The organism is Streptomyces sporangiiformans (assembly GCF_005768555.2).
In the GTDB taxonomy this organism is placed as follows: domain Bacteria; phylum Actinomycetota; class Actinomycetes; order Streptomycetales; family Streptomycetaceae; genus Streptomyces; species Streptomyces sporangiiformans.
Genome location: NZ_VCHX02000154.1, coordinates 18436 through 33677, shown reverse-complemented (window position 1 = coordinate 33677; position 15242 = coordinate 18436). Strand labels below are relative to the sequence as shown.

The window sequence follows — 15242 nt, the reverse complement described above, 5'->3', positions numbered from 1 at the left end:
GGCCGGAACCTTTTGGTTCCGGCCACCCCGGCGGCACGTTTCTGCACGGTGTCGGGCCGGGCGGTCAGCCCTCCTCGTGGGAGACCGCGCGGCGCGCGTCCGCGTCCAGGACTCCCCAGCTGATCAGCTGCTCGGTGAGGACGGAGGGGGACTGGTCGTAGATGACGGCGAGGGTGCGCAGGTCGTCCTGGCGGATCGACAGCACCTTGCCGTTGTAGTCACCGCGCTGGGACTGGATCGTCGCCGCGTAGCGCTGGAGAGGGCCCGCCTTCTCGGCCGGCACGTGGGCCAGACGCTCCAGGTCCAGGACCAGCTTCGGCGGCGGCTCGGCGGCGCCGCCCGGTGTGGTGCCCGGCAGGAGCTCCTGCACCGGAACCCCGTAGAAGTCCGCCAGCTCGGCAAGGCGCTGAACGGTCACGGCGCGGTCGCCACGCTCGTACGAACCGACCACAACGGCCTTCCAGCGTCCCTGGGACTTCTCCTCGACACCGTGGAGGGAAAGGCCCTGCTGGGTACGGATGGCGCGGAGCTTGGCCCCGAGCTGTTTGGCGTATTCGCTGGACATATAGCTCCCCGGACACTGTTCGACGTGCGGTCTTGCCGCGCGGCTGGTGACTCACTGTGAGGTTACGCAGCGTTACTCTGCCCCGTCAAGCCGAATGGTCCGGACCGGCTCTCCCGCGGGAGTCACTGACGGGTGACACGAGGGGGGTGATCAGGGTCGTTGCCGGGCTGGTACCGTTGATGGCGCAAATCCGACGTCCTTTAAGGTCCGTCCCGTGAGGCGGAGAAGGAGGTCCGTTTCGTATGGACACACAGCAGTCCGATGCCCGGCCGGTGCTCGAAGGCCCTGACATCGCGCGGGCGTTGACCCGCATCGCCCACGAGATCGTCGAGCGCGCCAAGGGCGCCGACGACGTGGTGCTCCTCGGCATTCCCACCCGAGGCGTCTTCCTCGCCCAGCGGCTTGCCGCCAAGCTCGCGGAGATCACCGACCGCAAGGTGCCGGTCGGCTCGCTCGACATCACCATGTACCGCGACGACCTGCGTATGCAGCCCCCGCGTGCGCTGGCCCGCACCGACATCCCGGGTGACGGCCTCGACGGCCGCCTGGTCGTCCTCGTCGACGACGTGCTCTTCTCCGGCCGCACCATCCGTGCCGCGCTCGACGCGCTGAACGACCTCGGCCGTCCGCGCGCCGTGCAACTCGCCGTCCTCGTCGACCGCGGCCACCGCGAACTGCCCATTCGTGCCGACTACGTCGGCAAGAACCTCCCCACGTCGCTGCGGGAGACGGTCAAGGTCCAGCTTGCCGAGGAGGACGGTCGTGACACCGTGCTGCTCGGGGTGAAGCCGGCCTCCCCTGGCGCACGGCAGTAGACCTCCGGCGTACGGCGATGACGTACGCCGCCGACTGCTTCTGCGCGCGCCAGCCCGCCCGGCTGCGACCTCCCGCCGGGCTCTCGCCTCCCGAACTGAACTGCCTTACGGAGCCTGAAAGATGCAGCGTCATCTCATCTCGGCCGCCGACCTCACCCGTGACGACGCCGTCCTGATCCTCGACACCGCCGAGGAGATGGCCAGGGTCGCGGACCGGCCGATCAAGAAGCTGCCGACCCTGCGCGGCCGCACCGTCGTCAACCTCTTCTTCGAGGACTCCACCCGTACCCGGATCTCCTTCGAGGCCGCCGAGAAGCGCCTCTCCGCGGACGTCATCAACTTCACCGCCAAGGGGTCCAGCGTCTCCAAGGGCGAGTCCCTGAAGGACACCGCGCAGACCCTGGAGGCGATGGGCGTCGACGCCGTCGTCATCCGGCACGGCGCCTCCGGAGCCCCCTACCGGCTCGCCACCTCCGGGTGGATCGACGCCGCCGTCATCAACGCCGGCGACGGCACGCACCAGCACCCCACCCAGGCCCTGCTCGACGCGTTCACCATGCGACGCCGGCTCGTCGGCCGGGACGCCGGGCTCGGCCAGGACCTGGCGGGAAAGCGCATCACCCTCGTCGGTGACGTGCTGCACAGCCGGGTCGCCCGCTCGAACGTCGACCTCCTGCACACCCTCGGGGCCGACGTCACCCTGGTCGCGCCGCCCACCCTGGTGCCGGTCGGCATCGAGTCCTGGCCCTGCGAGGTCGCGTACGACCTGGACGGCACGCTGCCCAAGTCCGACGCCGTGATGCTGCTGCGCGTGCAGCGCGAGCGGATGAACGCGGCCTTCTTCCCGACCGAGCGCGAGTACTCGCGGCGCTACGGTCTCGACGGCGACCGCATGGCGCGGATGCCCGAGCACGCCATCGTGATGCACCCCGGCCCGATGGTCCGCGGCATGGAGATCACCGCCGAGGTCGCCGACTCCGACCGCTGCACCGCCGTCGAGCAAGTTTCGAACGGTGTCTCCATCCGCATGGCGGTCCTCTACCTGCTGCTGGGCGGCAACGAGCCCGCCATCACCCACACCCGCCCCTCCAACGAGCGCTCCATTCCTGCGGACGAGGAGAAGTAAGAACCGATGAGCAAGATCCTTATTCGTGGTGCGAAGGTGCTCGGCGGCGAGCCGCAGGATGTCCTGATCGACGGGGAGACGATCGCGGCGGTCGGCAGCGGGCTGTCGGACGAGGGCGCCCAGGTCGTGGAGGCCGACGGCAAGGTGCTGCTGCCCGGCCTCGTCGACCTGCACACCCACCTGCGCGAGCCCGGCCGTGAGGACTCCGAGACCGTCCTGACCGGTACGCGGGCCGCCGCGAGCGGCGGCTACACGTCCGTGTTCGCCATGGCCAACACCTTCCCGGTGGCCGACACCGCCGGTGTGGTCGAGCAGGTCTACCGGCTCGGACAGGAGCACGGCTACTGCGATGTGCAGCCCATCGGAGCCGTCACCGTCGGCCTGGAGGGCAGGAAGCTCGCCGAGCTGGGCGCCATGCACGAGTCGGCGGCCGGCGTCACCGTCTTCTCGGACGACGGCAAGTGCGTGGACGACGCCGTGATCATGCGGCGGGCGCTGGAGTACGTGAAGGCCTTCGGCGGTGTCGTGGCCCAGCACGCGCAGGAGCCGCGCCTCACCGAGGGCGCCCAGATGAACGAGGGCATCGTCTCCGCCGAGCTGGGGCTCGGCGGGTGGCCCGCGGTGGCCGAGGAATCGATCATCGCCCGGGACGTCCTCCTCGCCGAGCACGTGTCGTCCCGCGTGCACATCTGCCATCTGTCGACCGCCGGTTCCGTCGAGATCGTGCGCTGGGCCAAGTCCCGCGGCATCGACGTGACGGCCGAGGTCACCCCGCACCACCTGCTCCTCACCGACGAGCTTGTCCGCACGTACGACCCCGTCTACAAGGTCAACCCGCCGCTGCGCACCGAGCGCGACGTGCTCGCCCTGCGCGAGGCGCTCGCCGACGGCACGATCGACATCGTCGCCACCGACCACGCCCCGCACCCGCACGAGGACAAGGACTGCGAGTGGGCCGCGGCCGCCATGGGCATGGTCGGCCTGGAGACGGCGCTGTCCGTGGTCCAGCAGACGATGGTCGACAGCGGGCTGCTGGACTGGGCCGCTGTCGCGGAGCGGATGTCCTTCGCGCCCGCCAGGATCGGGCGGGCCACGGGGCACGGCCGCCCTGTCTCGGCAGGTGAGCCCGCCAACCTCACGCTCGTCGATCCGGCATACCGTGGTGCCGTGGACCCCGCGGGCTTCGCATCGCGCAGCCGCAACACTCCGTACGAGGGTCGTGAGCTGCCGGGCCGTGTCACGTACACGTGGCTCCGGGGCCGCGCCACGCTCGTCGACGGGAAGCTCGCGTGACAACTCTCCATCTGCTGGCCACCTCAAGCGCCGCCGAACAGAAGTCGGCGGAAGTGACCGACTGGGCCGCTCGCATCGGCTGGCTCGTGGGACTCGCGCTGTTCGTCGCCCTCGTCTACTGGCTGATGCGCGAGGGCTGGAAGTGGCGCGGCACACTCCAGGGCGACCTGCCCGAGCTGCACGAAGCACCGGCCGAGCCCGGTCCGGTGAGACTGACGCTGAGCGGCCGCTACCACGGCTCGACGACCGCCGGGCAGTGGCTCGACCGCATCGTGGCGCGCGGCCTGGGCACCCGGAGCCGGGTCGAGCTCACGCTGACGGACGCGGGCCTTGACGTCGTACGCCCCGGAGCGGCCGACTTCTTCGTCCCGGCCGCACAGCTGCGTGAGGCCCGGCTCGACAAGGGCATCGCGGGCAAGGTGCTCACCGAGGGCGGTCTGCTGGTCGTCACCTGGGAGCACGGAGACAGGCTGCTCGACTCCGGGTTCCGCTCCGACCACGCGGCCGAGCACAACGAGTGGGTCGACACCCTGAACCAGATGATCAACAAGGACAGCACCAAGACGGAAGGCGCACGATGACGACCTCCACCAGGGGAGCTTCGAAAGTTCCCGCCGTACTCGTCCTGGAGGACGGCCGGACCTTCCGCGGCCGCGCCTACGGGGCCGTGGGGGTGACCTTCGGCGAGGCCGTGTTCTCCACCGGGATGACCGGCTACCAGGAGACCCTCACCGACCCGTCGTACCACCGCCAGGTCGTCGTGATGACCGCTCCTCACGTCGGCAACACCGGGGTCAACGACGAGGACCCGGAGTCGAAGCGGATCTGGGTCGCCGGTTATGTCGTACGCGACCCCGCGCGCGTGCCCTCCAACTGGCGCTCCCGCCGCTCGCTGGACGAGGAGCTCGCCCAGCAGGGCGTCGTCGGGATCTCCGGCGTCGACACCCGGGCGCTCACCCGCCACCTGCGCGAGCGCGGAGCCATGCGCGTGGGCATCTTCTCCGGGAACGCCCTGCCCGATGAGGGCGTCATGCTCGCCGAGGTGCGCCAGGCCCCCGAGATGAAGGGCGCCAGCCTCTACGAGGAGGTCGCCACCCCGCAGGCGTACGTCGTCCCCGCCATCGGCGAGAAGAAGTTCACCGTCGCCGCCGTGGACCTCGGCATCAAGGGCATGACCCCGCACCGCATGGCCGAGCGCGGCATAGAGGTACACGTGCTGCCGGCCACCGCTACCGCCGAGGACATCTACGCGGTCGGTCCCGACGGTGTGTTCTTCTCCAACGGTCCCGGCGACCCGGAGAAGGCCGACCATCCGGTCTCGGTGATGCGGGAGGTCCTCTCCAGGAAGACCCCGCTGTTCGGCATCTGCTTCGGCAACCAGATCCTGGGCCGCGCGCTCGGCTTCGGCACGTACAAGCTGAAGTACGGCCACCGGGGCATCAACCAGCCCGTCCAGGACCGTACGACCGGCAAGGTCGAGGTCACAGCGCACAACCACGGGTTCGCCGTCGACGCGCCGCTCGACCGCGTCAGCGACACCCCCTACGGGCGTGCGGAGGTCTCGCACGTCTGCCTGAACGACCAGGTCGTCGAGGGGCTCCAGCTGCTCGACCAGCCGGCGTTCAGCGTCCAGTACCACCCCGAAGCGGCAGCCGGCCCGCACGACGCCGCCTACCTGTTCGACCGCTTCGTATCCCTGATGGAGGGCCAGCGTGCCTAAGCGCACCGATATCCAGTCCGTCCTGGTCATCGGCTCCGGCCCGATCGTCATCGGCCAGGCCGCCGAGTTCGACTACTCCGGCACCCAGGCGTGCCGCGTCCTCAAGGCCGAGGGCCTGCGGGTCGTCCTCGTCAACTCCAACCCGGCGACGATCATGACCGACCCGGAGATCGCCGACGCGACGTATGTCGAACCGATCACCCCGGAATTCGTCGAGAAGATCATCGCCAAGGAGCGGCCGGACGCCCTGCTGCCCACCCTGGGCGGCCAGACGGCTCTCAACACGGCCATCTCGCTGCACGAGTCCGGGGCGCTCGACAAGTACGGCGTCGAGCTGATCGGCGCGAACGTCGAGGCGATCAACAAGGGCGAGGACCGCGATCTCTTCAAGGAGGTCGTGAACGCGGTGAACGCGAAGATCGGGCACGGCGAGTCCGCCCGGTCGGTCATCTGCCACTCCATGGACGACGTCCTCGAGGGCGTCGAGACGCTCGGCGGTTACCCGGTCGTCGTCCGGCCCTCCTTCACCATGGGCGGTGCCGGTTCCGGCTTCGCGCACGACGAGGACGAGCTGCGTCGTATCGCCGGCCAGGGACTCACCCTGTCTCCGACCACCGAGGTGCTCCTGGAGGAGTCGATCCTCGGCTGGAAGGAGTACGAGCTGGAGCTGATGCGCGACAAGCACGACAACGTCGTGGTCGTCTGCTCCATCGAGAACTTCGACCCGATGGGCGTGCACACCGGCGACTCGATCACCGTCGCCCCGGCGATGACGCTCACGGACCGTGAGTACCAGGTTCTGCGTGACATCGGCATCGCCGTCATCCGCGAGGTCGGGGTCGACACCGGCGGCTGCAACATCCAGTTCGCGGTGAACCCCGAGGACGGCCGGGTGATCGTCATCGAGATGAACCCCAGGGTGTCCCGGTCGTCCGCCCTCGCCTCCAAGGCGACCGGCTTCCCGATCGCCAAGATCGCCGCGAAGCTCGCCGTCGGCTACACGCTGGACGAGATCCCGAACGACATCACCGAGCAGACGCCGGCGTCCTTCGAGCCGACGCTCGACTATGTCGTCGTCAAGGCGCCGCGATTCGCCTTCGAGAAGTTCCCGTCCGCCGACTCCACGCTGACCACGACGATGAAGTCGGTCGGCGAGGCCATGGCCATCGGCCGCAACTTCACCGAGGCGCTGCAGAAGGCGCTGCGGTCGCTGGAGAAGAAGGGCTCGCAGTTCACGTTCATCGGCGATCCCGGCGACAAGAAGCAGCTCCTTCAGGAGTCGACCCGGCCGACCGACGGGCGGATCAACCTGGTCATGCAGGCCATCCGCGCGGGCGCGACCCAGGAGGAGGTCTTCGAGGCGACGAAGATCGACCCGTGGTTCGTGGACCAGCTGTTCCTGGTCAAGGAGATCGCGGACGAGCTGGCCGCAGCCGACAAGCTGGACCCGTCGCTGCTTGCGGAGGCCAAGCGGCACGGCTTCTCCGACGCGCAGATCGCCGAGATCCGGGGCTTGCGCGAGGACGTGGTCCGTGAGGTCCGGCACGCGCTCGGCGTCCGCCCGGTCTACAAGACGGTCGACACCTGCGCCGCCGAGTTCGCAGCGAAGACGCCGTACTTCTACTCCTCCTACGACGAGGAGAGCGAAGTCGCCCCCCGGGAGAAGCCCGCGGTCATCATCCTGGGTTCCGGGCCCAACCGCATCGGCCAGGGCATCGAGTTCGACTACTCCTGCGTCCACGCCTCCTTCGCGCTCAGCGACGCCGGGTACGAGACCGTGATGGTCAACTGCAACCCGGAGACCGTCTCCACGGACTACGACACCTCCGACCGGCTGTACTTCGAGCCGCTCACGCTCGAAGACGTGCTGGAGATCGTGCACGCGGAGACGCTGGCCGGCCCGGTCGCGGGTGTGGTCGTGCAGCTCGGCGGCCAGACACCGCTGGGTCTGTCGCAGGCGCTCAAGGACAACGGCGTTCCGGTGGTGGGCACGCCGCCCGAGGCGATCCACGCCGCCGAGGACCGCGGCGCCTTCGGCCAGGTGCTCGCCGAGGCGGGGCTCCCGGCGCCCAAGCACGGCACCGCGACGACGTTCGCGGGCGCCAAGGCCATCGCGGACGAGATCGGCTACCCCGTCCTCGTACGGCCCTCGTACGTGCTCGGCGGCCGCGGCATGGAGATCGTGTACGACGAGACGCGCCTGGAGGCGTACATCGCCGAGTCGACCGAGATCTCCCCGTCCCGCCCGGTTCTCGTCGACCGCTTCCTCGACGACGCCATCGAGATCGACGTGGACGCGCTGTACGACGGCCATGAGCTGTACCTGGGCGGCGTCATGGAGCACATCGAGGAGGCCGGCATCCACTCCGGCGACTCGGCGTGCGCGCTGCCGCCGATCACCCTGGGCGGCTTCGACGTCAAGCGGCTGCGCGCCTCGACCGAGGCCATCGCCCGCGGTGTCGGGGTACGCGGACTGATCAACATCCAGTTCGCGATGGCCGGCGACATCCTGTACGTCCTCGAAGCCAACCCGCGTGCCTCGCGCACCGTCCCCTTCACCTCGAAGGCGACCGCGGTGCCGCTCGCCAAGGCCGCCGCCCGGATCTCGCTGGGCACGACCATCGCGGAGCTGCGGGCCGAGGGGCTGCTCCCGGCCAGCGGTGACGGCGGCACGCTGCCGCTCGACGCGCCGATCTCCGTCAAGGAGGCGGTCATGCCGTGGACGCGCTTCCGCGACATCCACGGGCGTGGCGTCGACACCGTGCTCGGACCGGAGATGCGCTCCACCGGAGAGGTCATGGGCATCGACTCGGTGTTCGGCACGGCGTACGCCAAGTCACAGGCGGCCGCGTACGGGCCGCTGCCGACCAAGGGCCGCGCCTTCATCTCCGTCGCCAACCGCGACAAGCGCTCGATGATCTTCCCGGCGCGTGAACTGGTCGCTCATGGCTTCGAATTGCTCGCCACGTCCGGCACAGCCGAGGTGCTCAAGCGCAACGGCATCAACGCCACCGTGGTCCGCAAGCAGAGCGAGGGCACCGGCCCGAACGGCGAGAGGACGATCGTCCAGCTCATCCACGAGGGCGAGGTCGACCTGATCGTCAACACGCCGTACGGCACCGGCGGCCGCCTCGACGGCTACGACATCCGTACGGCGGCCGTGGCGCGCTCCGTACCGTGCTTGACGACGGTGCAGGCGCTGGCCGCCGCCGTCCAGGGCATCGACGCACTCCATCACGGGGACGTCGGGGTCCGCTCACTCCAGGAACACGCGGAACACCTGACCGCGGCCCGCGACTGATCACCGAGGGGGACACCGGAAACGGTGTCCCCCTCCGCATGACGACTCATGCGGCTTCACGAGGACTGAGACATGTACAAGCTCTTCTTCCAGCTGGTCTTCCGACGGATGGACCCGGAGCGGGCCCACCACCTCGCCTTCCGCTGGATCCGCCTCGCGGTCCGCGTCCCCGGCTTGCGGACGTTCGTCGCCGCGCTGCTCGCTCCCCGCTACGAGGAGCTGCGCACCGAGGCGTTCGGGCTGCGGATGCACGGGCCGTTCGGACTCGCGGCGGGCTTCGACAAGAACGCGACCGCCGTCGACGGGATGTCGATGCTCGGCTTCGACCACATCGAGATCGGTACGGTCACGGGGGAGGCGCAGCCCGGCAACCCCCGCAAGCGGCTGTTCCGGCTCGTCCCCGACCGCGCGCTGATCAACCGCATGGGGTTCAACAACGAGGGGTCGGCCGCGGTCGCCGAGCGTCTGGCTTCCCGTACGCCGGTGTTCAGGACCGTCGTGGGGGTGAACATCGGCAAGACCAAGGTCGTCCCCGAGGCCGAGGCGGCGGCCGACTATGTGAAGTCCACGGAGCGGCTCGCCGAGCACGCCGACTACCTCGTGGTCAACGTCAGCTCCCCGAACACACCCGGGCTGCGCAATCTCCAGGCCACCGAATCGCTGCGACCTCTGCTGACCGCGGTCCGCGAGGCCGCCGACCGGGCGGTCACCTCCCGGCGCGTACCGCTCCTCGTCAAGATCGCCCCCGACCTCGCGGACGAGGACGTCGACGCCGTCGCCGACCTCGCCGTCGAGCTGGGCCTGGACGGGATCATCGCCACGAACACCACCATCGCGCGCGAGGGGCTCGGTTTGAAGTCCGAACCCTCCGTGGTGAAGGAGACCGGCGGCCTCTCCGGCGCCCCCCTGAAGGCCCGCTCCCTGGAGGTCCTGCGCCGTCTCTACGCGCGCGTGGGCGACGACATCACGCTCGTGGGCGTCGGCGGCATCGAGAGCGCCGAGGACGCCTGGCAGCGCATCCTCGCGGGCGCCACCCTCGTCCAGGGCTACAGCGCCTTCGTCTACCAGGGCCCCTTCTGGGGCCGCGCGATCCACAAGGGGCTCGCCGCGCGCCTCCGGACGAGTCCCTACGCCACCCTCGCCGACGCGGTCGGCGCCGACGTAAGGAAGGCAGCATGACCGTTCTGGAGCCCTTCGGTGCCCGTCTGCGCCGTGCCATGGACGAGCGCGGCCCGCTCTGCGTCGGCATCGACCCGCACGCCTCACTGCTCACCGCCTGGGGCCTGAACGACGACATCGTCGGCCTGGAGCGCTTCAGCCGCACCGTCGTCGAGGCGCTGGCCGGGCGCGTCGCGGTCCTGAAGCCGCAGAGCGCGTTCTTCGAGCGCTTCGGGTCGCGGGGCATCGCCGTACTGGAGAAGTCGGTCGAGGAGGCGCGGGCCGCCGGTGCGCTCGTCGTCATGGACGCCAAGCGCGGCGACATCGGCTCCACCATGGCCGCGTACGCCGAGACCTTCCTGCGCAAGGACTCCCCGCTCTTCTCGGACGCGCTCACCGTCTCGCCGTACCTCGGCTACGGATCGCTGAAGCCGGCCGTCGACCTCGCCCGCGAGAGCGGCGCCGGGCTGTTCGTGCTCGCGCTCACCTCCAACCCGGAGGGCGGCGAGGTGCAGCACGCGGTACGGCCCGACGCCGCCGGCCGGAACGTCGGCGCGACCATGCTCGCGCACCTCGCCGAGGAGAACGCGGGGACGACCCCGATGGGCTCCTTCGGGGCGGTCGTGGGCGCCACGCTGGGCGACCTCTCCTCCTACGACCTCGACATCAACGGCCCCCTCCTCGCACCCGGCATCGGCGCCCAGGGAGCCACGCCCGCCGATCTTCCCGGTACCTTCGGGACGGCGGTGCGCAATGTGGTGCCGAACGTCAGCAGGGGTGTCCTGCGTCACGGGCCCGATCTTGTCGCGCTGCGCGAGGTGGCGGAGGGCTATGCGGAGGAGATCCGGGCCGCCGTGGCCGCCGCCTGAGTCCTCCGATGAGTGCCTCCTGGGGCGCCCAGAGTCTGAATACATCCTCAAATCCAGGGCAGTATGCCGGAAATGTCCGTCTCGGTTGAGGCTGACCAGGACTTTTCCGCTGTTCTCGCTGACTCCGGCGGACTTGCCCGCTAGTCTCCGACGAGTGGGGGCACCTCCCACGCTTTTAAGGCAGTGGGGGAGAACGGGCAAAAGTGTTGCTCGTTGCTCCCCAGGTGTGGGGCGACTAGGTTCCTCACCGGTCCGTATCCGACAGTTCGACATCCGAGGTGACGTAGGCGTGGCTCTTCCGCCCCTTACCCCTGAACAGCGCGCAGCCGCGCTCGAAAAGGCCGCCGCGGCTCGCCGGGAGCGGGCCGAGGTCAAGAATCGACTCAAGCACTCCGGCGCCTCCCTTCACGAGGTCATCAAGCAGGGTCAGGAGAACGACGTCATCGGCAAGATGAAGGTCTCCGCTCTCCTTGAGTCCCTGCCGGGCGTGGGCAAGGTCCGCGCCAAGCAGATCATGGAGCGACTCGGGATCTCCGAGAGCCGCCGCGTGCGGGGTCTCGGCTCCAACCAGATCGCGTCTCTTGAGCGCGAGTTCGGCGGCGGTGCCGCCTGACGTTCTCGGGCACTCCCGAGAACCTGGATAATCGCTGCATGGCTGCAACATCCCGGGGGACGACCCCCGTACCCCCGGAATCACGTCCGCGGCTGACCGTGCTCTCCGGCCCCTCCGGGGTCGGCAAGAGCACGGTCGTCGCTCATATGCGCAAGGAACACCCCGAGGTCTGGCTCTCGGTGTCGGCGACGACCCGTAAGCCACGCCCCGGTGAGAAGCACGGTGTCCACTACTTCTTCGTCAGCGACGAGGAAATGGACAAGCTGATCGCCAATGGCGAGCTTCTCGAATGGGCGGAGTTCGCCGGCAATCGCTATGGGACCCCTCGGGGTGCCGTGATGGAGCGCCTGGAGGCCGGTGAGCCGGTCCTCCTGGAGATCGATCTCCAGGGCGCCCGGCAGGTCCGGGAATCCATGCCCGAGGCTCTGCTGGTGTTCCTGGCTCCTCCCTCCTGGGAGGAGCTGGTGCGCAGACTCACCGGGCGGGGGACCGAGCCGCCCGAGGTGATCGAGCGCCGCCTGGAGGCGGCCAAGGTCGAGCTGGCGGCCGAGCCGGAGTTCGACGTCACCCTGGTCAACACCTCCGTCGAGGATGTGGCGCGCGAGCTGCTAGCCTTGGTGGACGTAGTGTGATCGTTTTCGATCTCATCCCCTCTTTCGGAAGGTAGAGCGTGTCCTCTTCCATCACCGCGCCCGAGGGCATCATCAACCCGCCGATCGACGAGCTCCTCGAGGCCACCGACTCGAAGTACAGCCTCGTGATCTACGCGGCCAAGCGTGCCCGCCAGATCAACGCGTACTACTCGCAGCTCGGCGAAGGTCTCCTCGAGTACGTCGGTCCGCTCGTGGACACGCACGTCCACGAGAAGCCGCTCTCGATCGCCCTGCGCGAGATCAACGCGGGTCTGCTGACCTCCGAGGCCGTCGAGGGCCCGGCGCAGTAAGTAGTACCTGCAGATCGCAGAGGGTTTTTCCACAGGCTCGGCAGCGCGACTGTCGGGCCTGTGGTGTGTGATTGACCTGTACGCCGCTGAGTAGAGGCGTGCGTGTTCCGAATGCGGGGAGGCCCGGGTGGACAAGCCGAAGGTCGTGCTGGGGGTCAGCGGTGGCATCGCCGCGTACAAGGCGTGCGAGCTGCTGCGCCGGCTGACCGAATCAGGGCATGACGTCCGCGTCGTGCCGACCGAGTCGGCGCTCCACTTCGTCGGCGCCGCGACCTGGTCCGCGCTCTCCGGGCACCCCGTCTCGACCGAGGTCTGGTCCGATGTGCACGAGGTCCCGCATGTCCGTATCGGGCAGGAGGCCGACCTGGTGGTCGTGGCCCCCGCCACCGCGGACATGCTGGCGAAGGCGGCCCACGGCCTGGCCGACGACCTGCTGACCAACACCCTGCTCACCGCCCGCTGTCCGGTGGTCCTCGCCCCCGCCATGCACACCGAGATGTGGGAGCACCCGGCCACGCGGGAGAACGTCGCGACGCTCCGCCGCCGCGGTGCCGTCGTCATCGAGCCCGCCGTCGGCCGTCTGACGGGCGTCGACACGGGCAAGGGCCGGCTGCCGGAGCCCGATGAGATCTTCGAGATGTGCCGCCGGGTGCTGGCGCGCGGGGCCGTGGCTCCCGATCTGGCGGGCCGCCACGTCGTCGTCAGCGCAGGTGGCACGCGCGAGCCGCTCGACCCGGTCCGCTTCCTCGGCAACCGCTCCTCGGGCAAGCAGGGGTACGCCCTCGCCCGCACCGCGGCGGCGCGCGGAGCCAGGGTCACACTGATCGCCGCGAACGCCGGGCTGCCCGACCCGGCGGGCGTGGACGTCGTACCGGTCGAGACGGCCGTCCAGCTGCGCGAGGCGGTGCTGAAGGCCGCCGCGGACGCCGACGCGGTGGTGATGGCGGCCGCCGTCGCCGACTTCCGGCCTGCGACGTACGCGGCAGGAAAGATCAAGAAAAAGGACGGCGAGGACCCGGAACCGATCACCCTGGTCCGTAACCCGGACATCCTCGCCGAGATATCCGCCGAGCGCGCCCGCCCCGGCCAGGTGGTCGTCGGCTTCGCGGCCGAGACGGACGACGTCCTGGCCAACGGCCGGACGAAACTGCGGCGCAAGGGGTGCGATCTCCTCGTCGTGAACGAGGTGGGGGAGCGCAAGACCTTCGGCTCCGAGGAGAACGAAGCGGTCGTGCTCGGCGCCGACGGCAGCGAGACACCCGTACCGTACGGGCCCAAAGAAGCCCTGGCCGAGACCGTGTGGGATCTCGTCGCGCGTCGCCTCGGCTGAATGTCTCATTCGTCTCATCAGGCTCCTCAAAACCGCTGAATTCGGGCGTGGGATCCTGGTGAAGCGTGATCGTTGTGGCACAGAATGCCTGTGGTGCAGGTCACAGCACTCCCGAGGTGCGAGACGGGTGGACCCGTGGCCGAGCGCGACCGATAAGCTGTTCTCGGACGACACCGGGCGCAGCCCCCGAACCGTCCGCCATTGATCAGCCAGCAGCCGCTGCAACCCCAGGGAGCGTTGTGTCCCGTCGCCTGTTCACCTCGGAATCTGTGACCGAGGGTCACCCCGACAAGATCGCTGACCAGATCAGCGACACCATTCTCGACGCGCTTCTGCGTGAGGACCCGTCGTCCCGGGTCGCCGTAGAGACACTGATCACGACCGGCCTCGTCCATGTGGCGGGCGAGGTCACGACCAAGGCCTACGCGGACATCGCGACGCTGGTCCGCAGCAAGATCCTCGAGATCGGTTACGACTCCTCGAAGAAGGGCTTCGACGGCGCCTCCTGTGGCGTGTCGGTGTCCATCGGCGCCCAGTCGCCCGACATCGCTCAGGGTGTGGACACGGCGTACGAGTCCCGTGTCGAGGGTGACGAGGACGAGCTGGACCGCCAGGGCGCGGGTGACCAGGGTCTGATGTTCGGTTACGCGACCGACGAGACGCCCGAGTTGATGCCGCTGCCGATCCACCTGGCGCACCGTCTGTCGAAGCGTCTGTCCGAGGTCCGCAAGAACGGGACGATCCCGTACCTGCGTCCGGACGGCAAGACCCAGGTCACCATCGAGTACGACGGCGACAAGGCCGTTCGCCTGGACACGGTCGTCGTCTCCTCCCAGCACGCGTCGGACATCGACCTGGACTCGCTCCTGGCCCCCGACATCCGCGAGTTCGTGGTCGAGCCGGAGCTCAAGGCCCTCCTGGACGACGGCATCAAGCTGGACACCGACGGCTACCGCCTCCTGGTCAACCCCACCGGCCGCTTCGAGATCGGCGGCCCCATGGGCGACGCCGGCCTCACCGGCCGCAAGATCATCATCGACACGTACGGCGGCATGGCCCGCCACGGCGGCGGCGCCTTCTCCGGCAAGGACCCGTCCAAGGTCGACCGCTCCGCCGCGTACGCGATGCGCTGGGTCGCCAAGAACGTCGTCGCCGCGGGCCTCGCCTCCCGCTGCGAGGTCCAGGTCGCCTACGCCATCGGCAAGGCCGAGCCCGTCGGCCTCTTCGTCGAGACCTTCGGCACGGCGAAGATCGACGCCGAGAAGATCGAAGCGGCGATCAGCCAGGTCTTCGACCTCCGGCCCGCCGCCATCATCCGCGACCTCGACCTGCTGCGCCCGATCTACGCCCAGACGGCGGCGTACGGTCACTTCGGGCGCGCGCTGGACGACTTCACGTGGGAGAAGACGGACCGCGTGGACGCGCTGCGGAAGGCCGTGGGTCTCTGATCCTCGTTCGCTGACTGCTTCCACGGGCCCGGCTCTCACTGCTGAGAGCCGGGCCTGTTTC

At 69.4% G+C, this 15242-nt stretch carries 14 protein-coding genes; 13 read left to right on the top strand and 1 reads right to left on the bottom strand.

The window, feature by feature from the left end; genetic code table 11:
* Positions 1-64: 64 nt before the first annotated feature.
* A complete protein-coding gene (gene bldD / locus FGD71_RS24620; protein WP_006379429.1) occupies positions 65-565 on the bottom strand; it encodes a transcriptional regulator BldD in 501 nt (166 codons plus the stop codon).
* 242 nt (positions 566-807) lie between these two features.
* Here bldD and pyrR point away from each other — a divergent pair, with 242 nt between their 5' ends.
* The 13 genes from pyrR (at position 808) to metK (ending at position 15181) form a co-directional block, all read left to right on the top strand.
* On the top strand, positions 808-1380 hold the full coding sequence (gene pyrR, locus FGD71_RS24615; protein ID WP_119102685.1) for a bifunctional pyr operon transcriptional regulator/uracil phosphoribosyltransferase PyrR: 573 nt from the start codon (positions 808-810) through the stop codon (positions 1378-1380).
* Between the two features lie 121 nt (positions 1381-1501).
* Positions 1502-2506 carry an aspartate carbamoyltransferase catalytic subunit gene (locus FGD71_RS24610; RefSeq protein ID WP_119102684.1) on the top strand — a complete coding sequence of 335 codons (1005 nt, stop codon included), beginning with the start codon at positions 1502-1504 and terminating at the stop codon, positions 2504-2506.
* Between the two features lie 6 nt (positions 2507-2512).
* Positions 2513-3799, top strand: a complete 1287-nt coding sequence (locus tag FGD71_RS24605) for a dihydroorotase (RefSeq protein WP_119102683.1) — start codon at positions 2513-2515, stop codon at positions 3797-3799.
* A complete protein-coding gene (locus FGD71_RS24600) occupies positions 3796-4380 on the top strand; it encodes a PH-like domain-containing protein (protein WP_119102682.1) in 585 nt (194 codons plus the stop codon). The genes FGD71_RS24605 and FGD71_RS24600 overlap by 4 nt, the downstream gene beginning before the upstream one ends.
* The gene (carA, locus tag FGD71_RS24595; RefSeq protein ID WP_119102681.1) at positions 4377-5519 is read left to right on the top strand and encodes a glutamine-hydrolyzing carbamoyl-phosphate synthase small subunit; all 1143 of its coding nucleotides are present in this window, start codon (positions 4377-4379) and stop codon (positions 5517-5519) included. Before FGD71_RS24600 ends, carA begins: the two co-directional genes overlap by 4 nt.
* Positions 5512-8820: a carbamoyl-phosphate synthase large subunit gene (carB, locus tag FGD71_RS24590; protein ID WP_119102680.1), complete on the top strand. Its 3309-nt coding sequence runs from the start codon at positions 5512-5514 to the stop codon at positions 8818-8820. Before carA ends, carB begins: the two co-directional genes overlap by 8 nt.
* A 72-nt stretch (positions 8821-8892) precedes the next feature.
* Positions 8893-9999: a quinone-dependent dihydroorotate dehydrogenase gene (locus FGD71_RS24585; RefSeq protein WP_119102679.1), complete on the top strand. Its 1107-nt coding sequence runs from the start codon at positions 8893-8895 to the stop codon at positions 9997-9999.
* Positions 9996-10847, top strand: coding sequence for an orotidine-5'-phosphate decarboxylase (gene pyrF, locus FGD71_RS24580; RefSeq protein WP_119102678.1), 852 nt, complete (start codon positions 9996-9998; stop codon positions 10845-10847). The genes FGD71_RS24585 and pyrF overlap by 4 nt, the downstream gene beginning before the upstream one ends.
* A gap of 289 nt (positions 10848-11136) precedes the next feature.
* A complete protein-coding gene (locus FGD71_RS24575) occupies positions 11137-11460 on the top strand; it encodes an integration host factor (RefSeq protein WP_005319887.1) in 324 nt (107 codons plus the stop codon).
* A 38-nt stretch (positions 11461-11498) separates the two neighbouring features.
* A complete protein-coding gene (gmk, locus tag FGD71_RS24570) occupies positions 11499-12092 on the top strand; it encodes a guanylate kinase (RefSeq protein ID WP_119102677.1) in 594 nt (197 codons plus the stop codon).
* Between the two features lie 38 nt (positions 12093-12130).
* Entirely contained in the window at positions 12131-12403 is a 273-nt protein-coding gene (gene rpoZ / locus FGD71_RS24565) for a DNA-directed RNA polymerase subunit omega (RefSeq protein ID WP_003982715.1), read from the top strand.
* Between the two features lie 127 nt (positions 12404-12530).
* The gene (gene coaBC, locus FGD71_RS24560; protein ID WP_119102676.1) at positions 12531-13733 is read left to right on the top strand and encodes a bifunctional phosphopantothenoylcysteine decarboxylase/phosphopantothenate--cysteine ligase CoaBC; all 1203 of its coding nucleotides are present in this window, start codon (positions 12531-12533) and stop codon (positions 13731-13733) included.
* A 239-nt stretch (positions 13734-13972) separates the two neighbouring features.
* Positions 13973-15181: a methionine adenosyltransferase gene (metK, locus tag FGD71_RS24555; RefSeq protein WP_119102675.1), complete on the top strand. Its 1209-nt coding sequence runs from the start codon at positions 13973-13975 to the stop codon at positions 15179-15181.
* The last annotated feature ends 61 nt before the right edge of the window (positions 15182-15242 follow it).